The organism is Bradyrhizobium nivariense (genome assembly GCF_029846695.2).
Taxonomy (GTDB): Bacteria; Pseudomonadota; Alphaproteobacteria; order Rhizobiales; family Xanthobacteraceae; genus Bradyrhizobium.
Map to the genome: position 1 here is coordinate 17237 of NZ_JARWCR020000052.1, position 26243 is coordinate 43479.

Annotated in this window: 28 protein-coding genes and 1 pseudogene; 11 read left to right on the forward strand and 18 right to left on the reverse strand. The window is 63.3% G+C overall.

The features are described 5' to 3' along the window. Nucleotides 1-16: 16 nt before the first annotated feature. From QCM77_RS31910 to QCM77_RS31925, 4 genes are all read right to left on the reverse strand, one after another. A complete protein-coding gene (locus QCM77_RS31910) occupies nucleotides 17-748 on the reverse strand; it encodes a GNAT family N-acetyltransferase (RefSeq protein ID WP_462804358.1) in 732 nt (243 codons plus the stop codon). After that, complete coding sequence (locus QCM77_RS31915; RefSeq protein WP_279686179.1) at nucleotides 714-1061, reverse strand: Lin0512 family protein; 348 nt, start codon at nucleotides 1059-1061, stop codon at nucleotides 714-716. Before QCM77_RS31915 ends, QCM77_RS31910 begins: the two co-directional genes overlap by 35 nt. A gap of 210 nt (nucleotides 1062-1271) precedes the next feature. Beyond that, entirely contained in the window at nucleotides 1272-2936 is a 1665-nt protein-coding gene (locus QCM77_RS31920) for an acetolactate synthase large subunit (RefSeq protein WP_279666276.1), read from the reverse strand. A gap of 536 nt (nucleotides 2937-3472) precedes the next feature. After that, nucleotides 3473-3895 carry a hypothetical protein gene (locus QCM77_RS31925; protein ID WP_279666275.1) on the reverse strand — a complete coding sequence of 141 codons (423 nt, stop codon included), beginning with the start codon at nucleotides 3893-3895 and terminating at the stop codon, nucleotides 3473-3475. Nucleotides 3896-3997: 102 nt separating this feature from the next. Here QCM77_RS31925 and QCM77_RS31930 point away from each other — a divergent pair, with 102 nt between their 5' ends. Then, nucleotides 3998-4351: an MmcQ/YjbR family DNA-binding protein gene (locus QCM77_RS31930; RefSeq protein ID WP_279666274.1), complete on the forward strand. Its 354-nt coding sequence runs from the start codon at nucleotides 3998-4000 to the stop codon at nucleotides 4349-4351. Between the two features lie 26 nt (nucleotides 4352-4377). Here QCM77_RS31930 and QCM77_RS31935 read toward each other — a convergent pair whose 3' ends face one another. Beyond that, nucleotides 4378-4845: a MarR family winged helix-turn-helix transcriptional regulator gene (locus QCM77_RS31935; RefSeq protein ID WP_279666273.1), complete on the reverse strand. Its 468-nt coding sequence runs from the start codon at nucleotides 4843-4845 to the stop codon at nucleotides 4378-4380. A 143-nt stretch (nucleotides 4846-4988) separates the two neighbouring features. Between QCM77_RS31935 and QCM77_RS31940 the strand changes: the two genes are divergently transcribed. From QCM77_RS31940 to QCM77_RS31955, 4 genes are all read left to right on the forward strand, one after another. Then, nucleotides 4989-5390 (forward strand): Ohr family peroxiredoxin, encoded by a 402-nt coding sequence (locus tag QCM77_RS31940; RefSeq protein ID WP_279666272.1) that lies wholly within the window; start codon nucleotides 4989-4991, stop codon nucleotides 5388-5390. 78 nt (nucleotides 5391-5468) lie between these two features. Beyond that, nucleotides 5469-5882: a cupin domain-containing protein gene (locus QCM77_RS31945; RefSeq protein ID WP_279666271.1), complete on the forward strand. Its 414-nt coding sequence runs from the start codon at nucleotides 5469-5471 to the stop codon at nucleotides 5880-5882. 52 nt (nucleotides 5883-5934) lie between these two features. Then, nucleotides 5935-6807, forward strand: a complete 873-nt coding sequence (locus QCM77_RS31950; protein ID WP_279666270.1) for a bifunctional helix-turn-helix transcriptional regulator/GNAT family N-acetyltransferase — start codon at nucleotides 5935-5937, stop codon at nucleotides 6805-6807. Nucleotides 6808-6864: 57 nt separating this feature from the next. Next, the gene (locus QCM77_RS31955; protein WP_279666269.1) at nucleotides 6865-7251 is read left to right on the forward strand and encodes an ester cyclase; all 387 of its coding nucleotides are present in this window, start codon (nucleotides 6865-6867) and stop codon (nucleotides 7249-7251) included. Nucleotides 7252-7374: 123 nt separating this feature from the next. Here QCM77_RS31955 and QCM77_RS31960 read toward each other — a convergent pair whose 3' ends face one another. The 5 genes from QCM77_RS31960 to QCM77_RS31980 all read right to left on the reverse strand — a co-directional run bounded on the left by QCM77_RS31960 (nucleotide 7375) and on the right by QCM77_RS31980 (nucleotide 13423). Beyond that, nucleotides 7375-8589 (reverse strand): MFS transporter, encoded by a 1215-nt coding sequence (locus QCM77_RS31960; RefSeq protein WP_279666268.1) that lies wholly within the window; start codon nucleotides 8587-8589, stop codon nucleotides 7375-7377. A gap of 109 nt (nucleotides 8590-8698) precedes the next feature. Next, complete coding sequence (locus tag QCM77_RS31965) at nucleotides 8699-12034, reverse strand: DEAD/DEAH box helicase (protein WP_279666267.1); 3336 nt, start codon at nucleotides 12032-12034, stop codon at nucleotides 8699-8701. A 131-nt stretch (nucleotides 12035-12165) separates the two neighbouring features. Further along, entirely contained in the window at nucleotides 12166-12366 is a 201-nt protein-coding gene (locus QCM77_RS31970) for a hypothetical protein (RefSeq protein ID WP_279666266.1), read from the reverse strand. Between the two features lie 335 nt (nucleotides 12367-12701). Continuing rightward, entirely contained in the window at nucleotides 12702-13094 is a 393-nt protein-coding gene (locus QCM77_RS31975) for a class I SAM-dependent methyltransferase (protein ID WP_279666265.1), read from the reverse strand. Next, on the reverse strand, nucleotides 13052-13423 hold the full coding sequence (locus QCM77_RS31980; RefSeq protein ID WP_279666264.1) for a class I SAM-dependent methyltransferase: 372 nt from the start codon (nucleotides 13421-13423) through the stop codon (nucleotides 13052-13054). Before QCM77_RS31980 ends, QCM77_RS31975 begins: the two co-directional genes overlap by 43 nt. A gap of 168 nt (nucleotides 13424-13591) precedes the next feature. Here QCM77_RS31980 and QCM77_RS31985 point away from each other — a divergent pair, with 168 nt between their 5' ends. After that, the gene (locus tag QCM77_RS31985) at nucleotides 13592-14050 is read left to right on the forward strand and encodes a cupin domain-containing protein (RefSeq protein ID WP_279666263.1); all 459 of its coding nucleotides are present in this window, start codon (nucleotides 13592-13594) and stop codon (nucleotides 14048-14050) included. A 304-nt stretch (nucleotides 14051-14354) separates the two neighbouring features. Here QCM77_RS31985 and QCM77_RS31990 read toward each other — a convergent pair whose 3' ends face one another. After that, the gene (locus QCM77_RS31990; RefSeq protein WP_279667917.1) at nucleotides 14355-15920 is read right to left on the reverse strand and encodes a PAS domain S-box protein; all 1566 of its coding nucleotides are present in this window, start codon (nucleotides 15918-15920) and stop codon (nucleotides 14355-14357) included. 1003 nt (nucleotides 15921-16923) lie between these two features. Between QCM77_RS31990 and QCM77_RS31995 the strand changes: the two genes are divergently transcribed. Continuing rightward, entirely contained in the window at nucleotides 16924-17679 is a 756-nt protein-coding gene (locus QCM77_RS31995) for a Crp/Fnr family transcriptional regulator (RefSeq protein WP_279667918.1), read from the forward strand. Between the two features lie 328 nt (nucleotides 17680-18007). On the opposite strand, the gene QCM77_RS32000 is transcribed toward QCM77_RS31995, so the two are convergent. The 3 genes from QCM77_RS32000 to QCM77_RS32010 form a co-directional block, all read right to left on the reverse strand. Further along, complete coding sequence (locus tag QCM77_RS32000; RefSeq protein WP_279667919.1) at nucleotides 18008-19024, reverse strand: alpha/beta hydrolase; 1017 nt, start codon at nucleotides 19022-19024, stop codon at nucleotides 18008-18010. A gap of 208 nt (nucleotides 19025-19232) precedes the next feature. After that, a complete protein-coding gene (locus QCM77_RS32005; protein WP_279667920.1) occupies nucleotides 19233-19823 on the reverse strand; it encodes a DUF308 domain-containing protein in 591 nt (196 codons plus the stop codon). Nucleotides 19824-19928: 105 nt separating this feature from the next. Further along, nucleotides 19929-20513 carry a TetR/AcrR family transcriptional regulator gene (locus QCM77_RS32010; RefSeq protein ID WP_279667921.1) on the reverse strand — a complete coding sequence of 195 codons (585 nt, stop codon included), beginning with the start codon at nucleotides 20511-20513 and terminating at the stop codon, nucleotides 19929-19931. Nucleotides 20514-20590: 77 nt separating this feature from the next. Between QCM77_RS32010 and QCM77_RS32015 the strand changes: the two genes are divergently transcribed. After that, nucleotides 20591-21100 carry a peptide deformylase gene (locus tag QCM77_RS32015; RefSeq protein WP_279667922.1) on the forward strand — a complete coding sequence of 170 codons (510 nt, stop codon included), beginning with the start codon at nucleotides 20591-20593 and terminating at the stop codon, nucleotides 21098-21100. A gap of 167 nt (nucleotides 21101-21267) precedes the next feature. Here the strand turns inward: QCM77_RS32015 and QCM77_RS32020 are convergent, their stop codons facing one another. Beyond that, nucleotides 21268-21921 carry a hydrolase gene (locus tag QCM77_RS32020; RefSeq protein WP_279667923.1) on the reverse strand — a complete coding sequence of 218 codons (654 nt, stop codon included), beginning with the start codon at nucleotides 21919-21921 and terminating at the stop codon, nucleotides 21268-21270. A 153-nt stretch (nucleotides 21922-22074) separates the two neighbouring features. Here QCM77_RS32020 and QCM77_RS32025 point away from each other — a divergent pair, with 153 nt between their 5' ends. Both QCM77_RS32025 and QCM77_RS32030 read left to right on the forward strand, forming a co-directional pair. Continuing rightward, a complete protein-coding gene (locus QCM77_RS32025; protein ID WP_279667924.1) occupies nucleotides 22075-22956 on the forward strand; it encodes a LysR family transcriptional regulator in 882 nt (293 codons plus the stop codon). A 53-nt stretch (nucleotides 22957-23009) separates the two neighbouring features. Further along, nucleotides 23010-23093, forward strand: a pseudogene (locus QCM77_RS32030) (peptide deformylase); the annotation flags it as partial. 32 nt (nucleotides 23094-23125) lie between these two features. Here the strand turns inward: QCM77_RS32030 and QCM77_RS32035 are convergent. Then, nucleotides 23126-23941, reverse strand: coding sequence for a TetR/AcrR family transcriptional regulator (locus QCM77_RS32035; RefSeq protein ID WP_347882406.1), 816 nt, complete (start codon nucleotides 23939-23941; stop codon nucleotides 23126-23128). Between QCM77_RS32035 and QCM77_RS32040 the strand changes: the two genes are divergently transcribed. Then, complete coding sequence (locus tag QCM77_RS32040; RefSeq protein ID WP_279667925.1) at nucleotides 23876-25018, forward strand: FAD-dependent oxidoreductase; 1143 nt, start codon at nucleotides 23876-23878, stop codon at nucleotides 25016-25018. The two genes, QCM77_RS32035 and QCM77_RS32040, sit on opposite strands and share 66 nt — an antisense overlap. A gap of 101 nt (nucleotides 25019-25119) precedes the next feature. Here QCM77_RS32040 and QCM77_RS32045 read toward each other — a convergent pair whose 3' ends face one another. Further along, nucleotides 25120-25482, reverse strand: coding sequence for an ArsR/SmtB family transcription factor (locus QCM77_RS32045; RefSeq protein ID WP_279667926.1), 363 nt, complete (start codon nucleotides 25480-25482; stop codon nucleotides 25120-25122). Beyond that, nucleotides 25482-26144 carry an SRPBCC family protein gene (locus tag QCM77_RS32050; protein ID WP_279667927.1) on the reverse strand — a complete coding sequence of 221 codons (663 nt, stop codon included), beginning with the start codon at nucleotides 26142-26144 and terminating at the stop codon, nucleotides 25482-25484. Before QCM77_RS32050 ends, QCM77_RS32045 begins: the two co-directional genes overlap by 1 nt. Nucleotides 26145-26243: the final 99 nt, after the last annotated feature.

The following is a 26243-nucleotide window of genomic DNA, read 5'->3' on the forward strand; positions in this document are numbered from 1 at the left end:
GTCCGAACGGCGCAGCTCACTCCTGCTTTATCAGCGCCGTGACGTGCAGGCGGCGGCGGATTGCCATCCCCTGCCGCTGGTACAGCGCAATCGCCGATGCGTTGCTCGAAAACACGTGCAGGAACGGAATTTCATCACGCGCCTCGATCTGGCGCGCGATCGCCGCAAGCAGCGCCTGCGCATAGCCGCGACCGCGATGTTCGGGATGCACGCAGACGGCCGTCATCTCGGTAAAATTGCCGGGCTTCATCCGCTCGCCGGCCATCGCGACCAATTCGCCATCGGCGCGGATGCCGAGGAAGGTGCCGAGCTCGCGGGTCCGCGCGGCGAACGGGCCGGGCTTCGTCAGCTCCGTCAGCGCCATCATCGCGGGAACGTCGGCGGCACCCAACGTGACGATCTCGGCATCGCGAAGCGGACAGTCGGCAGGCGACCCGATCATCTGCTCGCCGGTCTCGGCGAGCACGACCTTGAAGCCGGCGGGAACGTCGACCGCCTCCGGCGTGAATAGCGCGGCAACTTGGGACCCCGACATGAGATCGCCGAGCGCGTCAAAACTTGTCGCCGACATGTCGGCCATGTCGGCAAACGGCGTCATGTCCACGGGATAGCGCAGCGCCCGCGCACCGCCTTCCGCCAGATGCTTCTGGCTCGTCGTCAACGCGCTCCAGATCGGACGATCCAGCAGCGCCAAATTGCTGTCGGACACCGGCCTAGTCCTTGTCGAAGCTGACGATAACGGCGGCATTGGCGATGAGGATGGGGTCGTTGCCCTGTTCCGGGGCCGAGGGAATCTCCAGCCCACCCTTGACCGCGTTGACGGTCACCGTGCCGTAAGGAAGCTCCTTGGCGACGGCTTCCTTGTCCACGCTTTCCGGATTTGGCACCGCGATCGTGACATCGACGAACATGTCGTTCGCGGTCTTGCCGATCATCCGGAAGAAGCCCAGGCTCGAATGCCGGATCGCATCCGACACCGCGCGCTTTGCAGCCTTGGTGGCGTCCTTGCCGTGGACGTCGACGCCCATGCCCATCTCGGTGATACAGCGAACGCGAGTCATTTCTTATTCCTGTGGTTGGTTGGATGATTGTTGTGAATGTCGGTGGTCGGTGATCGCGGCACAAGTACGGGTTATAGTGTTGGTGCGTGGTCTTTGTGGTGAATTCCGTCATTGCGAGCGCAGCGAAGCAATCCAGAGTCCCTCCGCGGAAAGATTCTGGAATGCTTCGCTGCGCTCGCAATGACGATGCGGGAACAGCTCTGCATCAAACTATCCCTGTTGCTTCCCCCGCGCCCGCAGTTCGTCAACGAGCACACGCACATTCTCCGAATAATCGATCGGAATCACGACCAGATGCACGCCGCCCTCCTTGAAGGCGGCATCCAGCGTCGGAGCAAAACTGTCGATGCTGTCGATCCGATGTCCCTTCGCTCCATAGGCCTGCGCGTACAGGACAAAGTCCGGATTGCCAAAGGTCATGCCGAAATCGGCGAAGTGATCGACGGCCTGCTTCCAGCGGATCATGCCGTAGGCGTTGTCCTCGAGCACCAGCACGACCAGATTGAGCTTGAGGCGGACGGCGGTCTCCATCTCCTGGCTGTTCATCATGAAGCCGCCATCGCCGGCGACCGCGAGCACGCGGCGGTCCGGATAGAGCATCGCGGCCATCATCGCCGACGGCAGGCCGGCGCCCATCGTCGCCAGCGCGTTGTCGAGCAGCAACGTGTTGGCGACGCGGGTGCGGTAGTTGCGGGCGAACCAGATCTTGTACATGCCGTTGTCGAGCGCGACGATGCCGTTCTCCGGAATGACCTGCCGGATGTCGTGCACGATGCGTTGCGGCGTCGGCGGCCAGCGCGCTTCGGTGGCGCGGTCGGCGATCCGGCTGAGGATCTTTTCGCGCAGCGGCAGCAGCGCGGCAGCTCGCGGCAGCTTGCCTTCGAGCCGGTCTGCGAGCAGTTCCAGGCTCGGGCCGACATCGCCGACGACTTCCGCATCGGGGAAATAGACCAGCTCGACGCTGGCCGGCGTGTAGCTGACGTGAATCACCTTCGGGCCCGACGGGCCCATGATGAAGGGCGGCTTCTCGATCGGGTCGTGGCCGATCGCGACGATCAGATCGGCGGCGTCGATCGCGTCGTGGACGTAGTCGCGCTCGGACAGCGCGGCGGTGCCCATGTAGAGATTGGTGCCGCCGGGCACCGTGCCCTTCCCCATCTGCGTGGTGAAGAACGGAATGCCGGTCCGCCGCACGAAGCTCGCGATGCCGTGGGTCGCGCGCGGCCGGCTGGTCGCAGCGCCCATCATCACCAGCGGATGCTTCGCGGCCAAAATCATCTCGGCGGCGCGGTCGAGCGCCGCGCGATGGGCGACCGGGATCTCGATCGGATGAACCGGGATCACCGGGACATCAGGCACTTCATCGCCCGCGATGTCCTCGGGCAGTTCGAGATGTACCGGCCCCGGCCGCTCCTCCATCGCCACGCGAAACGCGTCGCGGACCACGGTCGGGATGCTGGAGGCGCTGATGATCTGCCGCGACAGTTTCGTCAACGGCTTCATGGTGGCAACCACGTCGACGATCTGGAAACGTGCCTGCCGGCTGCTCATGATCGGCTTCTGGCCGGTGATCAAGATCATCGGCATCGCGCCAAGATGCGCATACGCCGCGCCCGTCGACAGATTGAGCGCGCCCGGGCCGAGCGTCGAAAGACAAACTCCGGGCTTGCCGGTCAGCCGCCCGTGCGTCGCGGCCATGAAGGCGGCGGCCTGCTCGTGGCGGGTCAGGATCAGTTCGATCCTGGAGGTGCGGAGCGATTCGACCACGTCGAGATTCTCCTCGCCGGGCACGCCGAAGATGCGGCCGACACCTTCGTTCTCCAGTGCCGCGACAAACAGGTCCGATCCCTTTGCTTTGCGTTCCTGCGCACTCATGTCGCCTCCCGGTCACAATGTCGGCTCCCGTGTTCCACGGCAGCCGGCGCATGGTAACGGTCCGCGGCGCGGGCACAACTCACAAAGAGGCGCGCAACTGCATCATCCCTGTCATAGCGAGTGTGGAGTAACGGCGCTCCTCACTCTCGTGTCCCGGACGCGCTGCAATGCCTCCATAGCGCGTCGAAGACGCGCGTAAACGCGCTTGTGGCGTTGCTGCGCAGAGCCGGGACCCAAGATGCCACACGGATCGCTGTTGCATGGGCCCCGGCTCTGCAGCGCACCGCCAAGGGGCGCTGCGCTGCGTCCGGGGCACGAGACTGTTGTTGAATAACTGACATGGGATCGCATCCTCGCGGCGTGTTCGCCCGAGCTTTGCTTCGTCGCCTTGCCCTCTGAAATGAAAGGGCGCAGGGAAGGCCGGGCGCCGGCTGGCACCCGCGGTCCACTGTGCGAAGTTGCAGTCAGAAATTTGCACAGCGGCATACAGGTGAAGCCAGGACAGCCCGGCCTTCCCTGCGCAGTGGTTTTACGGCTTATGTCGTGCTCTCCCCGGGGAGCGATGCACTATTGCCCCCGTCGCCGTGCAGATGACTGATGCGCGCGCCCGGTCGGGCCGCCACATCACCGCAAGACTTGACGCACAGACCCCGGGGCGTCAGGACCACACGATTTTGCCGTACGCCGATCACACCGGTCGTGTGCGCGGTGACTCCGCTCACGGTTGCCCGCCCTGCGAAACCATTCGCGCCGATGTTATCAGCGTCCACCGCCGCCCGGCCCGCGTTCGTGACGATCGCGATACGCCCCTCTTCCTTGGGCCGGGTTGCGGCGACACATACGCCGTTTCCGAATTTCGGTAAAGTGGAATATTTTTGATGGCCGGCATCGACCAATGGATGGTTGTTTTGCCTCTCGGGCAACGCAAGGTCTTGTAGCCCGGATGAGCGAAGCGACATCCGGGATTCCCGCCACGAGCTTTCCCGGGTATCGCTTCGCTCACCCGGGCTGCGGGTTCGTGCCCCGTTGCAAGCCGCGTGCGCCGTGCTATCGCTCTAGCGATGACTCCCAAAACCTTCGAAACCCGCTGCCTGCGCCTGCCCGCCGTCACCAAGGTGGTGCAGTGGGAGGGCACCTCCGTGTTCAAGGTCGGCGGCAAGATGTTCGCGCTCGGCGGCGGCTTTGCCGCGCGCTCCGGCGGCTACATGTTCAAGGTCTCGAACATGGCCTATGCCATGCTGATCGAGCACGGCTTGGCGCGGCGGGCGCCGTATCTGGCGCGCGCCAAATGGGTGCAGCTTGCCAGCAACAACGCTCTGTCAGACGCCGAGCTCACCACCTATCTGGCGCAGGCGCACGCGCTGATCGTGGCGAGGCTCACGCGGAAGTCCCGCAGGGCGCTGGGCCTGGACTGAAGCGCAGGGCGACCGCGCGACGCGCTTCAGGACTTCTCCTCTGCGGGCCTGGTGTTGCGCAGCAGATTGTCGCGCAGCCTGCTGACCGTCTTCTGCACCACCGGGAATTCGTCGCCGAGGCCGGTCGCCTCGATCACGGAGTCACCGAGATCCTGCTCGATCAGCTTGCGCCCCGCCGGCGTCAGGGTCAGCAGCACCTGCCGTTCGTCGGCGGGATCGCGGTGGCGGCGGATGTAACCCATCTGCTCGAGCTTCTTCAGGATCGGCGTGAGCGTGTTGGATTCGAGGAACAGCTTCTCGCCGAGCGCGCCGACGGTCTGCTCGTCCCCATCTGAGAGCGCCACCATGGCGATGTACTGGGTGTAGGTCAGGCCGACCTTGTCCAGCAGCGGCTTGTAGGCGCGGCCGAAGGCGAGATTGGCCGAATAGACCGCAAAGCACAGGAAATTGGACAGTTTTCGCGCTTGGCCGGTGGCTTTGGGGGGACGGGCCATTGGAACCTCCGCATCTCGTGATCCGCAACCGATATAAATCGCATCCGATTAAATCGGAAGAGCTTGACTGCAACGGGCGGCGGGTTTATTTCGGAACGCATCCGATTTGATCGGACGCGATATAACTCCCGAAGGATACGATCATGACCTCCGCCGCCAAGCTCCTCTTTACCGGCAAGACCCACGTCACCTCCGGCGCCGACGGCGCAGCGCGCTCCAGCGACGGTTCGCTCGACATCAAGCTGGCCCAGCCGCACCCGGCCGCCGAAAACCTGTTCGCCGCCGCCTGGTCGGCCTGCTATCTCGGCGCGCTCGGGCTCGCCGCGGCCCAGCGCGAGGTCAAGCTGCCGAACGAGCCGTCGGTCGACACCGCGATCGACCTCAACAACGCGGGTGGCGCCTTCTTCCTGCGCGCCCGTCTCGACGTCAGCGTTCCCGGCATCGATCGCGCCGTCGCCCAGGAGCTGATCGAGGCCGCGCATGGCATCTGCCCTTACTCCAAGGCGGTGCACGGCAACATCGAGGTGACCACCACCCTGGTCTGAAACGCCGCGACGCGGACCGGCCGAGCATCGGCCGGGCCCGCGCGGTGCAATCAATCCCGCAAACATCAGGAGCCGACCATGGGTCATCGACTTTTGGCAGCCGTGCGTGTCCTCGCCAGCGCAGCCGTGCTCGCCGCAAATCTTCTCACGCTGCCGGCCGCGGCGCAGCCGACCGGCGTCACGCGCACCGACCTCCAGCGCCACGATCTCAGCGCACCCGGGCGTGAGGCCGTGCAGGTGCGCGTCGACCTCGCCCCCGGCGTGGCATTCGGTCGGCACACCCATCCGGGCGAAGAGATCATCTACGTGCTCGCGGGCGCCATCGAATATGACGTCGAGGGCAAGCCGCCGGCGACGTTGAAGGCCGGCGACGTGCTGTTCATTCCGGCCGGAACGGTGCATGCGGCCAGGAACGTCGGCCGGGACACCGCGAGCGAGCTTGCGACCTATATCGTCGCCAAGGACAAGCCGCTGCTGACGCTGGTGAAGTGAGCGCGCCCGCACGGATTGACGTGAATAATATATCTGACTAAAGTCAGACATCATGCTCGACCCCGTTTCCCGCGTCCGCCGCTTCAACCGTGCCGTCACTTCCGCCGTCGGCGCGCTCGACACGTCATTCCTGGGACGCGGGCGGCCGCTGGGGGCGGCGCGCGTGCTCAACGCGATCGGGCACGGACGTTCGGACGTGGCCGAGATCCGCGACTATCTCGGTCTCGATTCCGGGCTGATGAGTCGGCTGCTCCGCAGCCTCGAGGACGAAGGGCTGGTCGAGACCAATGCGCATGAGGACGACGCGCGCCGCCGCGTTGCGACGTTGACGCGTGCCGGCCGGCGCGAGTTCGCGGCCTACGAGACGCTGTCGAACACGCAGGCCGAGGGCTTCCTCGCCCAACATTCGCAACGCGAGGCGCTGCTGGCGGCGATGGATTTGATTGCTTCCGCTTTGACGCGCGAGCGCGTCACGCTGGAGGAGATGGATCCGCGCGGCGAAGAGGCGCGTTATTGCCTCGGCGAGTATTATGCCGAGCTCGGCCGCCGCTTCAAGCGAGGTTTTGACGTCTCGCTGTCGCGCGATCCTGATGCCAAGGACATGCGCCGGCCACGCGGCACCTTCATCGTCGCGATGTCGGACACGCTGCCGATCGGCTGCGTCGGACTGAAGGGCACGGATCACGGCTATGCCGAGATCAAGCGGCTGTGGGTCGCACCGGCGGCGCGCGGATTGCGGCTCGGCCGGCGCCTGATGGACGTGACCGAGGATGCCGCGCGCGGGCTCGGCATCAGGCTGCTGCGGCTCGACACCAACAGCGCGCTGGCGGAGGCCGGCCAGCTCTACCGACGAAGCGGCTGGAGCGAGATCCCGCGCTTCAATGACGACCCCTACCCGGACCTGTTCTTCGAAAAACGTCTGTGAGCGCGAGCGCCGATTGCCCTGCTGCCGCGTTATGGCCGGAGCCGCAGGAGCAACGCCATGACCAGGTCCGACCTCGCCGACATCTACCGCAACTACATCGCCTGCCTGAACCGGCAGGATTGGCCCGCCCTCGGACAGTTCGTTCACGATGACGTCGCCCACAATGCGCGACCATTCGGACTGTCCGGTTATCGTGCCATGCTGGAGCAGGATTTTCGCGAGATTGCGGACCTGCATTTCAACATCGAGCTGCTGGTCTGCGACCCGCCCCAAATTGCCTCCCGGCTGAAGTTCGATTGCACGCCGGCTGGAAAGTTTCTGGGGCTGGATGTGAACGGCAAGCGCGTGTCCTTCTGCGAAAATGTGTTCTATCAATTTCGCGACGGAAAAATACGGCACGTGTGGTCCATCGTCGACAAGCCCGCGATCGAGGCGCAGCTCTAAAGCGCGATGAGATGAGGATGAATCATCATCGCGCTTTAGGTTGTTGTTTGAGCATGATCTTTTCGGAAAACCGCTTCGCACTTTTCCGGATCATGCTTTAGCGCTGCGCCGCGATGAACCTGCTTACGCCGCCGCCGGCGCCACCTCCGCTCGCGGCTTCGCGAACGGCCTGAAATTCATCGCCATCAGGAAGGCGCCGAGGCCCATCGCCCAGGAGGCGATGTAGAGCCAGGCGTAGCCCGAGAACGCATCGTAGATCAGGCCGCCGGCGAGCGGGCCCGTCGCCATGCCGAGGCTGCCGGCCATCGCGGTGCCGCCGATCACCGTGCCCATCATCTTGAGCGGAAAGTTTTCGCGCACCAGCACCGCGTAGAGCGGCATGGTGCCGGCATAGATGAAGCCGAAGATGGCGCCGACCGCGTAGAACGTCGCGAGCTGGTGCGCGAAGACATAGGCGAGTGCGCCGAACGCCTGCAGCAGCAGCCCCGAGACGAGCACGCGCTTGGCACCGAAACGGTCACCCATCAGGCCGAAGGCGATGCGCCCGCCCATGCCGGCAAAGCCCTCGATGCTGTAGATCGTCACCGCCGCGATCAGCGGGATGCCGCAGCTCACGGCATAGGAGACGGTGTGAATGATCGGGCCGGAATGGGTGGCGCAGCAGAAGAAGTTGGTCGCGAGCAGGATCAGGAACTGCGGCGAGCGCAGCGCCTCGGCCAGCGACATTTCCCCGTGCGCCTCGCCCGCAGGCGCGGCCACGGCGTGCGCGAGCGCCGGCGGGCGTCGCACCAGCAACGAGACCGGGATCATGATGGCGCCGACCACCAGCGCCACGATCTGCATCGAGGTGCGCCAGTCATGGCCGGAGACGAGCCAGGCCGCGAGCGGCGCCATCGTCATCGGCGCCATGCCCATGCCGGCCGACACCAGCGACACCGCGAGGCTGCGATGGGTGTCGAACCAGCCGGTCACGGTCGCCATCATCGGCGCGAAGATCGCGGCACAGGAGGCCCCGACCAGAAGGCCAAAGACGAACTGAAACGCCAGCAGCGAGGTGGCGTGGCTTGCCGCGAACAGGCTCACAGTCAGCACCGCCGATCCCGTCAGCACCACCGGCCGCGGTCCGAACCGGTCCGTCAGCGTGCCCCAGGCCATGCTGGTGCAGGCCATCGCCAGAAAGCCGATCGTCATCGCGCTGGAGATGCCGGTCACGGACCAGCCGGTATCCTTTGCGATCGGCTGCAGGAACACCGGCAGCGAAAACATGCCGCCGATGGCGACGCAGCCGAGCAAGCCGCCCGCGGCGACGATCACCCAGCGATAGGAGGAAGAGTTCATTTTGGTCTCCCGTCAGGTCTGTCTGGGTGGAAGACGAATGGGAACTGGGCCTGCCGACAGCTCGGACAATGCATCGGATCATTTTTTGGCTGCCGGTCCGTCGACCTTGCTACGCCTCGAACAAGGCCTTGACGTCATCCTCCGTGAGCCCCGACGCAACGCCGCCGTCGCGGTCGAACAGGCCGTCGGCGAGAGCACGCTTTCTGGCCTTGAGCTCGTCCATCTTCTCCTCGATCGTGCCAGCGGCCACCAGCCGGTAGACGAAGACGGCCTTGTCCTGCCCGATCCGATAGGCACGGTCGATGGCCTGTTCCTCGACGGCCGGGTTCCACCAGGGATCGAAGATGACGACGGTATCGGCCGCGGTCAGGTTGAGACCCACTCCGCCCGCCTTCAGGCTGACCAGGAAGACCTGCGCCAAACCGTTCTGAAACGCTTCGATCGCCGTCTTGCGGTCCCTGGTTGCGCCGGTGAGCATGCTGTAGCGCAAGCCATCCTCGTCGAAACGCCCCTTGATGAGATCGAGCATGGAGGTGAATTGCGAGAACACGATGATCTTTCGCCCCTCGCTCGACAATTCCCGCACGATATCGATGAGGCGATCGAGCTTGGCCGATGGCCGTTCGACGCCGTCAGAGAGTTTCAGCAGCGCCGGATCGCAACATGCCTGTCGCATTCTGAGGAGAGCTTCGAGCACCACGATGTGGCTCTTGGCGAGGCCGCGCTTTGCGATGGCCTCGCGAACCTTGCGTGACATCGACAGCCGTATCGAATCGTAGAGGTCGCGTTGCGGTCCCTCCAGCACGATGGTCTCGACGATCTCGCTCTTGGCAGGCAATTCCGTGGCCACTTCGGCCTTGGTCCGGCGCAACAGGAACGGCCTGATCCGCTGCGCCAGCACCGTGGCCTTCACCTTGTCGGCCCGCTTCTCGATCGGTGTACGCCACTGGCGCGAGAAGGCAGCCTTGTCGCCGAGATAGCCCGGGTTGGCAAAGCTCATGATCGACCACAGCTCGCCGAGATGGTTCTCCATCGGCGTTCCCGTGAGACAGAAGCGGTGCCGCGCCTTCGTCACGCGCAGCCAGCGCGTGGTCGCGGCATCGGGATTCTTGACCATCTGCGCCTCGTCCAGCACGACGATGTGCCATTCCCGCGCCAGAAGCACCTCCCGGTCCCTTGCGATCAGCGGATAGGTGGTCAGGACGAGATCGTGTTCGGCAATCGCGGCGAACTTCTCCTTGCGGTCGGGCCCATGCAGGACGAGGACCTTTATATCCGGCGCAAACTTTTGCGCTTCGGCGGACCAGTTGGTCATCAAGCTGGTCGGCGCGACGACCAGCACAGGGTCGCCAAGGCGACCACACTCCTTCTCCAGCGCGATCAAAGCCAGGATCTGGACGGTTTTGCCCAATCCCATGTCATCGGCCAGGACGCCGCCCAATCCGCTCTCGCGGAGCAGATCGAGCCATGCCACGCCCTGGGCCTGATAAGGCCGAAGCAAAGCACGAAAGGTCGGTGGCAGGTCTGGAGCCGTCAATCCCCTCGCATGCAGCAGGCCCGCGAGTCGGCGGAGACTGTCCGCTCCCTGAAAGGCAAACTCTTCATTCTCCAGTCCGAGCAGCGGAAGGACGTCCGCGCGCGACAGTCGGATCTTTTCCGAACCAGTCGTGAAGAGGCCGGTCAGGCGGAGACTGTGCAGTGCCAGCACCAGCGGCAGGAACCGATCGGCGGCCAGCGCAAGATACCGGCCGTCAGCAAGGGGCAGATAGAACCGATCGCCCTGCTCCGCGAGTTGCTTCACAACATCCGGCGTGAACCCGGGGGCCGATACCAGTGCGGCCAAATGCGGTGCCAGATCGCGGCGTTCGCCGTCGATCTCGATGCCGAGCGCCAGCTCGAACCAATCGATGCCGCTCGACTCCAGTGCCGCGTCGAAATCGCCCGAGGACTCCGCAAGCCGGAACGGAAAATCCTCGTCAATCAGGATCTCGAAGCCTTCCGACCGTAACAGGCCGGCATTCAGGGCGAGAAAATCGAACCAACCGCGCTGGTCGCGCAGCGTGAGATCCAGCGCATGATGATAGTCGAGCGTCGGGAACGCCGACCTCGCCTCAACGAAATCAAACGCTGCCAGCCGCTTTCGCGCCTCTTTCTCCTTCGCCTGGCGCCGCGTGATTGCATAGACTTGGCCCGCCTCGAACAATTCCAGGCGGCTCGGTCGCTGGGTCGGATCGATCTCGAACCGACCGTAGCGAAAGCCGACGCTGACGACCCCGACGCGGCCCTGCTCCCGGTCTTTGTCGGAGTAGTAATAGTACCGGTTCACATGACCGAGCTTGAGCCGCAGAATCGGACGCGGGTCCTCATCGATCCGGATCGCGGCGGGCGCGGGCACAGGCAGGAGACCATGGTGAAGCTCGGGGAGCTTCTGGCTCAGGCGGCGAGACACTTCCTCGACTTGCGCACGGGGAATGGCGGGCGCCGACAGGAACTGGCTGGCAAGCCGCGGCGACAGGCCCAATTGCACAGGTCCGATCAACCCGCCCGTTTCGTCGACAAAGACCGGTGGTTCGGCATTGAGCGCGATCGCTCCAGGCACAGTAAGGTGTGGGGCAATGCCGCGTTTACCCGCTTCACGCCATTCGATCCGGCCTTCTCGCACGTCGCCCCAGGTCAGCGGCGCTCGCTTATGGTCCAGCCAAAACGTCCGGCCGGTTGCAACCATTTGCTGGAGCAAATCCTCCGGATACGGACCTTGAGTATAGTAATCGCGAACGCGAGCGCGGGCTCGCGTCAGAATGTCGACGTCGACATCACGGTAATATTTCGGCGCCCGGTCCGCTTTGAAATCGAACAGACTCGGGGTGGCGTAATTGTCGGCGAAGCGTCCGCCCTTGAGCACCCGAACCGACCGCAAGGACAGGGCCAAATATGGCATGGCTCCCTCCGATTGGTGCAGGCAATACAGCAGGCGTTGGCTATCATCCGCGGAATAGTCGACACTCCGCACCGCGCGGCCAACATTGTCGATCCAGTTGTTCACCTCAAGAGGAATGACTGGTGGAGCTGTGGCGCGCGAGGCGTTGCCGGGCTTGGCCATCGGCGCGTGCGGTTCCGTCGCGTGCGCCGGCGGCGCCTTGCCGCTCAACGCCTCGAGCAGGGTCGCTGCGACATGCTTGCAGTTGAAGGACATCGGACAGCTGCAATCACCGTCGAGGTCGGTGAGCTCGTCGGGGCCGAACTCCAACTGGATGTCGACGCGATAATTCCTCGCTTGGCTGCCGCGCACCTGAGCGCTGACATGGGTCAGGTCGTCGCTGACCTGCACTCCCGAGACGCGCCCCTGCGCCTGATAGGCAACCGCCTTCTCCATCGCCGCTCGGCTGAAGTAGCTGTAGATTTCCTTGCGTTTGAGAATGTCCGAGAGCACGTGCAGCGATTCCACGATCCGGCTTTGTCCATGCAGCATAGTCGTTTCGGCTGAATTATTGTAGCCGCGAAATCGGGCTTGCGAATGGCACAGGCATCGCAAAGAGGTTTGAGCCGTCCGACAGGCTGGCCGCGCCCAGGCTCCGCTTAGTTCGCCAACCCCTGCTTCTCGATCCATTCGTTGATCAGATTCGCGACATCGTCCGAATTGCGGTCCATCATCATCATGTGGGTGTTGCCCTTGATCCCCATCTTGGGCAGCTCGAACGTATCGACCTTGCCACCCGCAGCCGCGACCGGCGTTGCCGCTGCGATGGTCGCCGCCAGGGCGATTGCGATTGTGCGCATGAAGTTTTCGCTGTCGATGCTTGTTGTTGGCGCCATTGTTGCCAACAACAAACGCGAAAACAACCCCATGCACAGTAGCAGGCGCCTGCGGGATCAATGACTTACGATGCCGGTTCCTTGCGATGCCGGTCTCTTGCGCTACGAAACCGCGATTTGACTCGTCGGGCAAAACACCGGCATGATGTCATCATCAGCCAACTCGATCGCATCATGCTCCAACCATGGCAAATGGCCGCGTCGACGACAATCGTCGTTGATGGCGGTTTTACGCCTTCCGCTTCCGCATCAAGGCCTTCGCGGATGCAACGATCCGGGGCGCAGGTTTGGACGCCCGCCTATCCGACCTTCCGACCCGCCACGCCGGTGGCGCAGCCGAAAAAGTATCTTGAGAATTCTACCTCGAGGCCCTGGTCGCGCAGAAGGCCTGCGATCCCGGCGGCGCTGCCGAAATTCGTGCTGTAGGTGCCGATCATCGCAAAGTCTTGCGCGCCTCGCAGCAAGATCCGTTCGACCAGCGGCAGGACCACCTTGAGATGGAACAGGTACAACGGCCGCAGCCACCATCCCTTCGGGTCGGATGCCTCGATCATGGAGAACACGCCGCCGGGCTTCAGCATACGCGCGATCAGGGCGGCGAGTTGCTCATGCTGCCCGGGATTGAACGTCTTCAGGCCAAAGGTGGAGATCACGAAGTCCGCACTCTCCGGCAGCAGGTCGCTCGCCAGCACTTGTCCTCGATGAACGCGATCCGATGAGCGCGATGCGCGTGAAGCCGCTCCATGGCACGACGATGCATCCCTGATGAAATATCCACCGCCGTGATCGCGCCGATATCGCCAAAGCGCTTCAACAAATGCGGCCAGACCTCGCCGGTCCCCGCCATCAAATCATAACCGCGCGCGCCGGCAGGCCCTGGCACCGGCATCGCCGCAACGCATTGCCGCCGCCAGCGCTCCGTGAAGCCCATTGAGCAATTCAGGCTGAAGGTGATGTAACGATCCGAACAACGATCGAACACCTCCTTCACGAATGCCGGGTCGTAGATGTCCCTGTCCATGTCGGCTGGCGATGCCCCCTGCGATCGGCGTACGACTGTGGGGCGATGATAGTTCGATTCTCGCGCTATCGCGACAGCGCCGGCAGCACGCGATTTCACGGCTGGCGCCCTCTGGTGCAGACGGGCCGCGCCGCATAAGTGTCGCTGCAAAATTCCGGGGAACAGCTCATGCCAAAGATCGACCTCGCTGCCGTGCCCGCCCGCAAGGGCTCCGGCTATCCCGCGTCCTTCAGCGCTCCTTGCGCAGATCGCATCCGGCAGCGGCTCGGCAATGCCGGGGGCCTCTCCGATTTCGGCGTCAATCTGATGCGGCTGCCGCCGGGCAACTGGTCGAGCCAGCGGCACTGGCATTCGCATGAGGACGAGTTCGTCTATGTGCTCGCGGGCGAGGTGACGCTGATCGAAGACGACGGCGAAACCGTGCTGCGCGCCGGCGACTGCGCCGCCTTTCCGAAGGCCAGCGGCAACGGCCATCACATGATCAACCGGTCGGTTGCGACGGCGGTCTATCTCGAAGTCGGCTCGCGCTCGCCCGACGATCTCACCACCTGCTCCGACATCGACATGATGAGCGCCAATTCCGATGGCCGGTTCGTGCACAAGGACGGCACGCCCTATCCGGACTAGACTAGGGCGTGGACTCATAAATCCGATCAGCCCGCGCGAACCTAGGCAGTGTCCGTTCGGTCTTCGAGACCGGACATGGCAAGTTGGACTTTACTAGTCGCCTATGGGCCACAAGCTGACCTCACCAAATCCCGATCAGATGTCGGCTGAGCGCCAACATGGCTCTGAAGAGGCGAGCGAACTCGGCGATCATATTGCGGTTGCTGCGGCCGAAGGAGACCATTACGCGCCTGGCCGAGAATACATCTGTGGTTGTGGGCTCCCGTCTGCGCAGTGCACCGTCACGAAGCGACGTGGATCACAGCTATTCCGAAGGCAGATTGAACTGAAACACGGCGCCCTGTGGTTCATTCGCACCGGCCCAAAGTCGTCCTCCGTGGGCTTCGATGATTGAACGGCAGATAGACAGGCCCATGCCGGTCCCCGCCGGCTTTGTGGTATAGAAGGGCTCGAACAAGCGGTCGACCGTTGCCGCGCCAAGTCCGGGACCGTTGTCTCGCACGGCGACAACAACGCCATTTGAGGCATCTGCGGTCGTACTGATCCGTAACTCTCGCCCCCCCTCGTCGAGGCTCATTGCCTCGATGGCGTTGAGGATGAGGTTGAGAACAACTTGTTGCAGTTGGACGCGATATCCCTCGACGAGCGGCAAATCGGTAGCGAGGTCTGTCTGAAGCGAGACACCGTGTTTGAGCAGTTCGCTCCGGGCTATGGTGATCACGACCAGGATGGCGGCATTGAGATCGACGCGCTCTTTCGGCGCCGGAGTGTTCTTGATCAGGGATCGAATCCAACCGATGATCTCGCCGCCTCGGTTTGCGTCGGCGAGAATGGATGCGAGCGTCTGCCGCGCCTTCTCGAGATTCGGAGATTGAGACTCTAACCAGCTGAGTCCTGCCTCTGCGTTGCAGAGGATCGCGGTCATGGGTTGGCTTAGTTCGTGTGTAACCGAAGCCGTGACTTGTCCCATTGCCGCCGCGCGATTGGCATGTGTTAGTTCCGCCTGCATTTCGCGGAAAGTTTCGGCGGCTCGCTTACGTTCGGTGATGTCGCGGCTCAGACAAATGATCTGTCGCTCACCGCCTTCGCAGAATTCGCGCATGCGGATTTCAACGGGAAACATACTGCCGTTCTTCCGGCGATAGCGCCTCTCGAGCGTGACGATGCCGCCAGCCTTGAGCAGCTCGCGCTTGACCCGCCAAGTCGCTTCATCCATCTCCAGATCGAACAAGAACGGGATCCCCCCAACCAGTTCGTCCCGGCTGTAGCCCAGGGTTTCGCAAGCAGTTCGGTTCGCGTCGAGAACGCGACCGTCTGAATTGTGCAGCGTGAACGAGTCCGTCGCGTGGTCCACGAACGTGCGAAAACGGGCCTCGCTCTCCCGTACCGCCTGTTCGGCCCGCTTGCGCTCCGTGATGTGGCGCCCGACGCCGCGGTAGCCCATGAAGCGCCCCGACTGGTCAAAGACGGGCAGGCCGGAGACGGACACGTAGCGCTTGTCGCCGTCGGGCGTCGGTCGCGCGAGTTCGAAATCGCGAAACGGGAGGTGGGCATCGAGAATCTCCCGGTGCTTGCGCCAGCCCTCTTCATCGGGCTCCGAATAAGGTACCTCCCACCGTGTCCGGCCGATCTCGGAGACCGGCGGCTCCTGAAGCCTCTCAGAGAACTCCTGGCGGATGAAGCGATGCTGCGAGTCGGTTTCCCAATACACATCGAAAGAGAATTGCACCAAGGTGCGGAAGCGCTCCTCGCTTTCGCGAAGAGCTTCCTCGGAGCCCTTGTGCTCATTCAAATTGAGCACGACCGACGGCGCCTCGAGCGGATGTTGCATATTCAAGCCTTGCCGAAGAGCTGGATCAAATGCACTCATTTCTTTTCTCGGGCCGGGTAGCTGGCTGTGCCTCGACCCGGAGCGGCAGATAGGCAGCGATCATCGCCAGTGCCGTGGGTCGAACCCGGCCTCACAGTGACCCATCATGGGTCAGGAATATGTCTTGTGAAGACTATACTTGCGTATACGAGGGCTTCTCGAGTGCCATGTTGAGGCGACGAGTCGGCCCAGCCGGACGAGCAAACAAGCGACCTGAGCTCTGGTTCCATTAACGCCTGTGTGCGAGACGAGGCTTTTTTGCAGAGCAACATCAGCTTTTCGCCAACAAGAGACATCACGAGACTCTCGCTCGTTGTCGCACCTTGCCGTGCTGGGCCTTCACTTGAACATGTTCTCTCTCCCAATCAAAGTAGGACGCGACGCAGGCCGCGCCCGCTCTATCGGCGCCGGTCCCGCAAGCGATAAGCTGCCGCCCTTGCGCTTGGCGTAAAGCCTGAGCGAACCAGGAAGAGGGCGCAAATCAAATGATCGGCTGGATCAAGGGACTGGACGTAGGGTTACGCTCCCGAGATTGGTTGGCTGCGCCCATCGGCTCCCTGTGTCTGAGAGCAAGCTCATGCCGAACTCGGCGCTCAGAGCGCCAAGTCGCGGCTGAGGTGACCAGGGGCTCCGCGGGACTAGTCGCAAGACGTCAGAGCAAGCCTGACGACGCGACGCTCTCGATATACCGCTTCCACCGTCCTGTTTGGCTAATCAGCTGAATATCCAGAATAATTACGCGCGCTGCCATAGCGCGGAAAATAAAATCAAGTTCATTGACCTGGGCGCCTCGCAGATTGAACGTGCTGTCAAACCAACAGCACTGAGCGGGGTCTCACATGAAGATGCGAGCAGTCGATGCAATCGCGCGCATTCTCGAAGCCGAGTGTATCACCTGCGTCTTCGGCGTCCCAGGGCGCCGCGATCAATCCGCCGCCGCTCGGAATCCAGAAAGCGCGACTTGCCTGAGTCCGGGTTGCCTGCGTTGATTCGTGGCGACGGAATGGGTAACCGCCTTCTGGCAGCGCTGGCACCAGCAGATTTTGGTCTGCTGGTGCCCGGCTTAGAGACGGTCAGGCTCGATCAGGACGCGGTCCTCTCGCAAGCGGGCGACCAGATCCAGCATGTGTTCTTCCCTCACAGCGGCGCCATCTCGCTGATGATCGACATGGCGAACGGGCAGACGGTCGCCACCGCCGCAGTCGGCCGCGAGGGAGCAGTAGGCGTCCTTTCCGTACTAGGGCCATCACCTTCGGCCATTACCGCCATCGTTCGTGCGGCGGGTACCGCCTCGCGGATCCCCGCATCGCGGTTTCACGCCGCGTTCAATCGGAGTCCCGCGATCCGGCGCGCGATCCAGATGCACATGAGGGCGATGCTGATTCAGTTTCAACTCGGCACGGCCTGCAATGCGCTGCATCCGGTCCAAGCCCGCATGGCACGCTGGCTGCTCCATTTTCGCGACCGCAGCGACCATGACGTCCTCCCGCTCACTCAGGAGGCGCTGTCACAAATACTCGGTGTGCGACGAACGACGGTGACGCTCCTGATGCGCAATCTGCGCGCGTCCGGAGCGATCAGATCTGATCGACGAGGCCAGATCGAGATCGATCGATTGCGGCTCGCGGCAGCGGCGTGCGAATGCCACGATACCCTGCGTCTCGTGGTCGAGGAGATCTTCGCGACGGATACGGCCCGATCTCGCGTTTTGGCTGTGCCGGATGATGATGCAATAGGCGAATCGGGCGATGCCATGTGAGCCGTTTCCGCGCGGCCCAATCAAGCCGGCGGAGACGGTGCTGAAATCAAAGCCGCTTCGCCGGAGAGGAATAGCTAGTCCTTCCGCCCTGATCAGGCTGGCGAGCGGCCCTATGCGCTTGACCGGGATTTCCCGCCTAATGTCCGTTGAGGGTCACAAGCCGCCGAACACGTTCAATGCGGGAGACTTCCGCTTTGCGTTGGTAAGCTGAAGTTATGAGTACAAGCCCTAAAGCGCGATGAGATGAGGATGAATCATCATCGCGCTTTAGGTTGTTGTTTGAGCATGATCTTTTCGGAAAACCGCTTCGCACTTTCCGGATCATGCTTTAGTTCGCCAATCCCTGCTTGTCGATCCAGTCGCCGACCAGTCTGGCGATGTCGTCGGAGTTGCGGTCCATCATCATCATGTGGGTGTTGCCCTTGATGCCTATCTTCGGCAGCTCGAACGTATCGACCTTGCCGCCGGCGGCGGCCACTGCCTGTCCCCATCTGGTCGGGTTGACCACGAGTTTCGACCACACCGGCACCTTGTCGATGAAATCGCCCCACACGATCAGATGCGGCACGCCCTTGAGTTTCGCGGCATCAGCCTTGGCGGGATCCGGTGCACCCGAAGGTTCGATGGCGACCAGCGCCTTCACCTTGTCGGGCGCGTTCAACGCGGCAGTGAAGCCGAAATTGCCGCCCTGGCTGTGGACCAGGATGATGCACGGGCACACCTTCTGCACCAGGGCGTCATAGGCCTTCTGCGTGGCGGCGTCGTTGGTGGCCCAGCGCGGAATGCCCTGCTTGGCGAACTGGTCGAACGCCTCGATCGGGAATTGCTCGCCCTCGAACGCCTCGCGCTTGCCACCGACCTCGTAGCTCGGCCCGATCCGGAACAGCTCCCACGCTTCCTTCTTGGGCCGGAAGAACGGCTCGCTCTTGAATATCTCCGGATAGCGCGCCCAGGAGGCGCGACCGCGTTCGACCGCATCCGAGACGTAGACGTCATAACCCGCGTTCAAGAAGAACTGCTGCCAGCCAGGCTTGCCATCGGGCTTGGTCTCCCATGTCACACCGGAGAGCCCGCCGCCATGCCAGAGCAGCAGCGGCAGTTTCGACTTCGGCTGCGCAAGCTTGACGAACTGAACGTACATCTGCTCGACCTCGAACTCGCCGTTCGGATCGACCTTGATCGGCGGAGCACCTGGAGAGAACACGATCTCCTTGGAAGGAAGCCCGCTCAGCGTTTCGGTGTGGCCGCCGACGTGAAAGCTGCCGACTTCCTTGACGAGATAGTCAGCCGCGGCCGGCGTTGCCGCTGCGATGGTCGCCGCCAGGGCGATTGCGATTGTGCGCATGAAGTTTTCCTCCGCTGTCGATGCTTGTTGTTGGCGGCATTGTTGCCAACAACAAACGCGAAAACAACCCCATCACAGTAGCCGGCACCTGCGGGATCAATGACTTACGATGCCCGTGACTCACCAGTAAACTTGCGATGGCAAGCCGCGATTTGACTCGTCGGGCAAAACACCGGCGTCATGTCACGATCCCGCCAACGCCATCGCATCAGCCCAACTGAGCCCGCTTGGCGCGCTGCCGCCATGTGCCGATGGTGAGCCAGACCGCCGAGACCAGGAAATAGAGCGCGCCGACCGCAGCATAGCCCGCGACATTCGCGATCGAGGGAACCGCGGGCATCGTGGCCTGAACGATGAAGAAGCCGCCTGCCAGCGCTGACTGGGCCCCGCTGAGCACCATGGCCCATTGCGCGCCGAAACTCCTCCAGCGCTGGATTGCCGTCCCCAGCTGGAGCAACCCTGATAGAATCGCCCAGGCCCCGAAGATTCCGAGCACCCGGTTCATGCTCATCTGCAAAGCAACAAGCACCGCGACGGTGGTCGCCAGGCTGACCACAACGTTCAGAGCCTGCGTGCGGTTTTGAGCGAGCCCGCCGCTGCGAAACGCGTCCACGAAGTTGGCCGCGGCGTCCCATGCCGGATAGAGGACGAGCAAGGCTCCCGCGATCACCGGAGATGACGGCCCTACGGCGAACGCGGCAACGACCCAGGCGACGGAGAACCCCGCCCGGATAAAATAGTAAACCTTCAGCCATCGTTCGCGATCGGCACGAACGAGATCCAATTGATGATGCGCCATAGCCTTCGTTCCTTTACCTACTAGTTGGTAGTTTCTCGCGCGCAGCGAGAAGGTCTCAACCCCCAGCTTGCCTTCGGGGTGTCGTTGTTGTCTCGCCGATGTGTTTCAGTGCTTGTTGGATAGCCGATCCAGCAGTGGCGTGGTGATCACACCGAACATTTTTGGATCGCCATAGGCACGCGCCGACAGCATCGCGCCGTGAATGGTCGCCATGAATCCTTCAGCCTCGACCCGGGCTGTGCCGGAGAATTTGAGCCGCCCCTTCCGCTTGCCGCGCTCCATGACCGACGTCAGCCAGGAAGCCAAGGCGCGGAAGTGCGCACGGACTTCGAGCGCGACTTCCTCCGGCAAGATCGGGAGCTCGCTGGCAAGCAGCGCGCACACGCAGAATGGCGCCGTCGCATCATTGATGCACGCCTCCCAGTACGCGACATAGTTTTCGAGTTGTTCGCGCGGATCAGGGACATTGCGCTCGAGCGCCGACAGTCCCGCCTCGGCTTCGGCCCGGTAGCGCGACACGAGGGTGCGAACCAGATCGACCTTGCTGGCGAAATGGTGGTGGATGCTCGGCTTGCGGATGCCGACCACCTCGGCCACGTCGGCGTAGCTGAAGCCGTTGTAGCCGCCCGCGATGATCAAGCTGCGCGCGCAGGCCAGGATGTCGTCGGCAGTCGAGGAAACGTTGGTCATGGCCGACTAGCTACCTTCCAGTTGGTAGGACGTCAAGAACGGGATGCTTCAACCATCCGTGAGTGGTAGGAGCCTGCATGACCATCCGCCCGATCGTCCGCTATCCCGACCGCCGCCTCGCGATGCCGGCCCGCCCCGTCACCGCATTCGACGCAACGCTGCGCGAGCTTGCTAGCGACCTGCTCGAGACCATGCGCGCCGCACCCGGCATCGGCATCACGGCGCCGCATATCGACGTGCCCTTGCGCGTCGTCGTGCTCGAGCTCGACGCCAAGGACGGCGCGCGCACCTACGTCAACCCGGAGATCACATGGGCCTCGCCCGAGATGATCATGCACCGCGAAGGCAGCGTCTCGATGCCCGGGGTCAACGACGAGGTCCAGCGCCACGCCCGCGTGCGGATCAACTATTGGGATCTCGACGGCAACATGCAGACCGAAGAGTCGGAAGCCTTGCGCGCCGTCTGCCATCAGCACGAGATCGACCAGCTCGACGGCATGTTCTGGATCCAGCGGCTGTCGCGGCTGAAGCGGGAGCGGCTGGTGAAGCGGTTCGAGAAGTTGTCGCGACCACCTACGCACTCCTGAGACGCGCTTGCTCCGCGTGGCGAAAGCAGCGCGGCTCGTGCCGTTGATCGTGCCGACCGCGTCCATCCAGGCATGGACGGCCTTCTCGTTGAAAGGGGGTGATGGGGTTCCAGAAGCAATCTGCTCTTCGCAACGCGTCGCTTGAAACCTCTGCACCCCCGCTCAGATCATCCTGCGTTGCCGGGTACAGGCGTGTTGAGCAGCTGCTGCTCCCAGAGGAACGCGATGCCGCTGCCGCCGGCATGCTGCGTGATCACCTCCGTCAGCGCGACAGCTTGGTCGGTCCTGGCCCAGTCGCGCTGCCATTCGGCCGCCAGCGCCATCCAGGTCATCATGTTCGCGCCCGCCGCGATCATGCGCTTGATTGCGACCTCGTGGGCCTCGACCGAAACGGCGCCAGAGGCATCGGTGATCACCGTGACATCCCAGCCTTCGCCGAGCGCCTGAATCGTCGGCATCGCAACGCAGACCTCGGTCCAAAGGCCCGCGATGATCAGCTGCTTGCGGCCCGTTGCCTTGACTGCGTCCACCACCTTCCGGTCCTGCCAGGTGTTGATGAGCGTCCGGTCGATCACTTTCTGGCCAGGGAAAACATCCGTGATCTGGGGGAAGAGGAGACCGCCCCGTTCAGCGATCACGGTGGTCAGGATCGTGGGGACGCCGAAGGCCTTGGCGGCCTTCGCCAGGCCCGTCGTATTGTTGATCACCATCTGCGGTTCGTGGCTGTTCACGTTGGCGAGTTGGTAAGGTTGGTGGTCAATCAGAACGAGTACCGAGTCCTCGGGGCGAAGAAGCGAAGCAAGGCCGTTACGAAAGCTCATTGTTACATCCTTTGCTGCCGTTGTGAGCGGCACTGGTTTTTTCGGAGACATACGCCAGCAGCGACGTTGCCTAAGACGGACATTGGCGTTCCCAGACGCGCTGCGGTAGCGTCGCATTGCGGTACGCTGTGTCGCGAAATGGGGAACAGTGAATTGGATATCGAAGAGATACGGACATTCGTCGAAGTTGCTGACGCCGGGGGGATTTCGTCCGCTGCGCTCCGGCTCGGCGTCGCCAAGTCGATCGTCAGTCGTCGGTTGTTCCGGCTTGAATCGGAACTTGGCGTCCAGCTTCTTGCACGAACGACTCGCGGGGCCGCTCTCACAGAAGCCGGGGTCACTTTCCGAGACTATGCAGCCAGAGTCTGCGCCGAGATCGACGCGGCCAGGGAAGCTATCCTACCCGCCGGTGACCTTCGCGGCCGCCTCCGGGTTGCACTGCCGGTTTCGTTCGGCCCGACTCACTTCGCTCCCATCCTCGCGGAAATGGCCCGACGCCACCCTCAGCTCCAGATCCACACCTCCTACAGTGATCGCTTCGTCGATCTCATCACTGAGGGTTATGATTGTGCGATACGGGTTGGCTATCTTCAGGACTCCAACTTGATCGCAAGACGCGTCGGACCGATCTATGGGAAGCTTGTCGCGAGCCCGGACTACGTCAAGGCGCATGGGTCGCCTGAGACGCCGGAGGAACTCGTCGCCCGTGAGGCCCTCATGCAGGGCACCGAAACCTGGCAACTCATGGATGGCGACAAGATCATCACGGTTCGTCCGCAGGGGCGCTTCAAGGCCGACAACGGCACGGCTCTCGTCGCCGCCGCAACTGCAGGACTCGGCATTGCTTATCTCCCTGACAGCCTCACCCATGAACATGTAGCCTCCGGAGCGCTTGTGCCGGTCATGACACGTTATCCGCCACCTCCGGCCGGTGCTTATGTGATCCGCCCGCCGGGTCAGCATCCCGCACGGAAGATACGGGTCCTCACCGAACTGCTGATGGAGTATTGCGAACCGGCTCCGCACCCTGCGTGAGCTCCCCGCTGGGGTGATCCATCGTGATCGTCTGGATCACGAAAGCGACGACGGACGGCAGATTTTGGATCCAGCGGCTGTCGCGGCCGAAGCGGGAGCGGCTGGTGAAGAAGTTCGAGATGATGTCGCGGGACTGACGCATGCGCCACCTGCCTCGGCGAGCGACCGCCTATCGAACGGTTGCGATGCCGGCCAGGATGAGATCGACACCGGCGAGGAATTGTTCGCGATCGTCGTGATCGCGCAGCTGTGTCGCCATCCGTCGCACGAACGGATACTGTGCGGGGTCGAGCTGTACCCACCGCGCCGCGACGCTGGCAAGAAAGGCCGATCGATCCGTCTCGTGCACAAGAAGGCGGGCGTTCGCGGCGTTCTGTCCGGCGACGCCGAGGATGTAGTGCACGAGCGCGGACGCGGAGTCGAATTGCGCTTTTTCGGGAACGCCGAGCGCCTGGAGCCGTCCGCCCACGCTCTCGACGATCTGCAACATCGCGGGCCGCCACGGCTCGCGGAAGAGCTGGGAACCGACCCAGGCGTGCGCATCGATCGCATCGAACACCCCATGCGCAATCGCGCGGATCGCCTCCCGCGGCTCCGCGCCACCGGCCAATTCGGTCATGACACGCGCGATGACCTCGTCGGTGGCCGCCGCGAGCAGCTCGTTCTTGTCGGCGACGTGCCAGTAGATCGCCCCGCTCCCCGTTGCCAGGCGAGCCGCGAGCGCGCGGACAGTCAGAGCGCCCTCGCCGCCGGCGTCGAGAATTTCGATCGCAGCTGCGATGATCCGCTCCTTCGAGAGCGCATCCGTGCGCCGTTCGGGCCGCTGAGTTTTGGTCGCCATAGCTCGCAACTTGAGATAACTGGAACGCCGTTCCAATACTATGGAACGACGTTCCAGTTGACCCCCGAAAGCGACCAGATGACGACGCAAGTCACGATCATCGGTGCGGGCCTCGGTGGCCTCACCCTCGCCCGCGTCCTCCATCTCCACGGCGTTCCCGTCGAGGTCTACGAGGCCGAGCCCTCGCCGGAGGCCCGCACGCAGGGCGGAATGCTCGACATCCACGAGGACAGCGGACAGCTCGCGCTTGGGGCGGCCGGCCTGTTCGACGAATTCCGCAGGCTCATCCATGAGGGCGGCGAAGCATCGCGCGTGCTCGACCAGGACGGCAAGGTGCTGCTCGACGAGCCCGACGGCGGCAAAGGCGGACGGCCCGAGGTGCATCGGGGCGCCCTGCGCCGCATCATGCTCGACTCCCTGCCTGCGGGCACGATCCGCTGGGGCAAGAAACTCGCTGATGTGGCCGCACGCGGCGGCGGCCGACACAGCTTGACGTTTGCGGACGGGTCCACGATGAGCACCGAAACTCTCGTGGGCGCGGACGGCGCCTGGTCGAAGGTCCGGCCGATGCTATCAGATGCAACACCAAAATATATCGGCACGACTTTCATCGAAACTTATCTTCACGACGCCGACGCGCGGCACCCGGCTACGGCCGAAGCCGTCGGCGGCGGCGCACTGTTCGCGAACGCCCCGGGCAAGGGCATCTTCGCGCACCGCGAGCCCCGCAGCGTGCTTCACGCCTACATCGCGCTGAACCGTCCCGCCGAGTGGATCGCTGCAATCGACTTCACCGACATCGCAGTCGCGACCGCGCGAATTGCGGCCGAATTCCATGGCTGGGCGCCGGCACTCACTGCGCTGATCACCGACGCCAACACGCCGCCGGTCCCGCGCATGATCAACACACTCCCTACCGACCACCGATGGGACCGTGTGGCTGGGGTGACGCTCCTCGGTGACGCCGCCCACCTGATGCCGCCGGCTGGCGAAGGCGCGAACCTGGCGATGCTCGACGGCGCCGAGCTCGGCAAGGCCATCGCAGCGCGCCCCGACGATATCGAAGCGGCATTCACCGCCTACGAAGGCGTGCTGTTCCCCCGTAGCGCATCGGCTGCGGTGGGGGCGCACCAGATCCTGGAGATCTGCCTCGGCGAGGGCGCGCCATTCGGACTGGTGGACTTCTTCACCGGCATGCGTGGGCAGCAGGAACGCGGCTGAGCCGCACGCAGCTTTGATCGAGAGCGCCACGGTCGCAGCGCGATCGCAACCGAGCATGACCGTGATGCAAAGGTGCCTTCGTCACCACGTTCGTGACGTCGTCAAGCCCTCTTCCCGCCTCGTTTGGTCATGGGAGCGTTACGACGCTCGCGTTTGCCGCGCGCGATCTCCGTCGCCAGCGCGTCCAGCTTCGGCTCCCAGAAATTCCTGAACTGATCAATCCATGCATCCACCGCCCGAAGGCCCGCGACATCGACCGAATAGAGTCGTCTTTGCGCCTGCGCCCGAACGCTGGCGAAGCCGCTCTCTCGCAGCACCTTGAGGTGCTGCGAGACCGCCGCCTGCGTGATCCCGAACTCGGCTCCGATCACTTCGACGACCTCACCGGACGCCATTTCCCGAGGCGCGAGCAGCTCGAGGATGCGACGGCGCACGGGATCAGCGAGGACCTCGAAGATTTGCATCAGCTTCCTGTGCCCGGATGGGCGATGTCAGGCGGCGTCTCACCGCGATAAAAAGCGATGGTGCGGTCGGAGCGCTGCTTCGCCGAAGCCGCATCGACCCCGCTCGCGACGTGCGCCGCGCGCCAATACTCGCCACTACTCGTCATGAATTCCTTGCCCGCGGGAGAGCCCATCCATGCCTCGGCCGTCTCGTGGTCGACCGATGCCCCGGTCACAAGATATCTCTCGAGTCCCGCAATGGCGAGATCCCAACCGATCCCCACTGCCCCTGGACCGAACTGGTTCCAATGATCCTCGATGATCGCGGTGTGCTCAAGCGTCAGGCGCGCCTGACTTCGTTCCGCTGTCAGTTTGACATCGATCCAGCTCATCGCGCCGCCGAATTCCCACGTCGCAGCAAAGTGGGTCGGCGGCGTGCACGCCGTGATCGTACCGCCTGCATTCCCCTTGAGCTGGTACTTTCCGCCGAGCCGGAGGTCTCCCTCGACCGGCAAGAACCAGCGCGGAATGCGTTGCTGGCTGGTCACTGCGTCCCAGAGATCGTCGACGCTCGTCTCGTAAAGCCGCGTCAGTGTCACCGCACTGGCTGCTTTCCCGTCCTTCTCGAAATTCTTTACCGAACGCGTAACAAGCCCCAAAACCCTGGCGACATCGATCTCCACGGCGCTCCTCCTTGTCGTTTCGTGCAAGGCTTAATATCGGTCTTCACTAATATACGTCAATACTTATATTTATGACCGACGAAAGCTGATCCGCGCGTG

Coding starts and splice junctions, on each gene's coding strand:
- QCM77_RS31910 (WP_462804358.1), bottom strand. CDS start 748: ATGCCGCCGTTATCGTCAGCTTCGACAAGGACTAGGCCGGTGTCCGAC.
- QCM77_RS31915 (WP_279686179.1), bottom strand. CDS start 1,061: ATGACTCGCGTTCGCTGTATCACCGAGATGGGCATGGGCGTCGACGTC.
- QCM77_RS31920 (WP_279666276.1), bottom strand. CDS start 2,936: ATGAGTGCGCAGGAACGCAAAGCAAAGGGATCGGACCTGTTTGTCGCG.
- QCM77_RS31925 (WP_279666275.1), bottom strand. CDS start 3,895: ATGTCGCTTCGCTCATCCGGGCTACAAGACCTTGCGTTGCCCGAGAGG.
- QCM77_RS31930 (WP_279666274.1), top strand. CDS start 3,998: ATGACTCCCAAAACCTTCGAAACCCGCTGCCTGCGCCTGCCCGCCGTC.
- QCM77_RS31935 (WP_279666273.1), bottom strand. CDS start 4,845: ATGGCCCGTCCCCCCAAAGCCACCGGCCAAGCGCGAAAACTGTCCAAT.
- QCM77_RS31940 (WP_279666272.1), top strand. CDS start 4,989: ATGACCTCCGCCGCCAAGCTCCTCTTTACCGGCAAGACCCACGTCACC.
- QCM77_RS31945 (WP_279666271.1), top strand. CDS start 5,469: ATGGGTCATCGACTTTTGGCAGCCGTGCGTGTCCTCGCCAGCGCAGCC.
- QCM77_RS31950 (WP_279666270.1), top strand. CDS start 5,935: ATGCTCGACCCCGTTTCCCGCGTCCGCCGCTTCAACCGTGCCGTCACT.
- QCM77_RS31955 (WP_279666269.1), top strand. CDS start 6,865: ATGACCAGGTCCGACCTCGCCGACATCTACCGCAACTACATCGCCTGC.
- QCM77_RS31960 (WP_279666268.1), bottom strand. CDS start 8,589: ATGAACTCTTCCTCCTATCGCTGGGTGATCGTCGCCGCGGGCGGCTTG.
- QCM77_RS31970 (WP_279666266.1), bottom strand. CDS start 12,366: ATGCGCACAATCGCAATCGCCCTGGCGGCGACCATCGCAGCGGCAACG.
- QCM77_RS31980 (WP_279666264.1), bottom strand. CDS start 13,423: ATGGACAGGGACATCTACGACCCGGCATTCGTGAAGGAGGTGTTCGAT.
- QCM77_RS31985 (WP_279666263.1), top strand. CDS start 13,592: ATGCCAAAGATCGACCTCGCTGCCGTGCCCGCCCGCAAGGGCTCCGGC.
- QCM77_RS31990 (WP_279667917.1), bottom strand. CDS start 15,920: ATGAGTGCATTTGATCCAGCTCTTCGGCAAGGCTTGAATATGCAACAT.
- QCM77_RS31995 (WP_279667918.1), top strand. CDS start 16,924: ATGGGTAACCGCCTTCTGGCAGCGCTGGCACCAGCAGATTTTGGTCTG.
- QCM77_RS32000 (WP_279667919.1), bottom strand. CDS start 19,024: ATGCGCACAATCGCAATCGCCCTGGCGGCGACCATCGCAGCGGCAACG.
- QCM77_RS32005 (WP_279667920.1), bottom strand. CDS start 19,823: ATGGCGCATCATCAATTGGATCTCGTTCGTGCCGATCGCGAACGATGG.
- QCM77_RS32010 (WP_279667921.1), bottom strand. CDS start 20,513: ATGACCAACGTTTCCTCGACTGCCGACGACATCCTGGCCTGCGCGCGC.
- QCM77_RS32015 (WP_279667922.1), top strand. CDS start 20,591: ATGACCATCCGCCCGATCGTCCGCTATCCCGACCGCCGCCTCGCGATG.
- QCM77_RS32020 (WP_279667923.1), bottom strand. CDS start 21,921: ATGAGCTTTCGTAACGGCCTTGCTTCGCTTCTTCGCCCCGAGGACTCG.
- QCM77_RS32040 (WP_279667925.1), top strand. CDS start 23,876: ATGACGACGCAAGTCACGATCATCGGTGCGGGCCTCGGTGGCCTCACC.
- QCM77_RS32035 (WP_347882406.1), bottom strand. CDS start 23,941: ATGGAGGACGCGGGCGAGGGTGAGGCCACCGAGGCCCGCACCGATGAT.
- QCM77_RS32045 (WP_279667926.1), bottom strand. CDS start 25,482: ATGCAAATCTTCGAGGTCCTCGCTGATCCCGTGCGCCGTCGCATCCTC.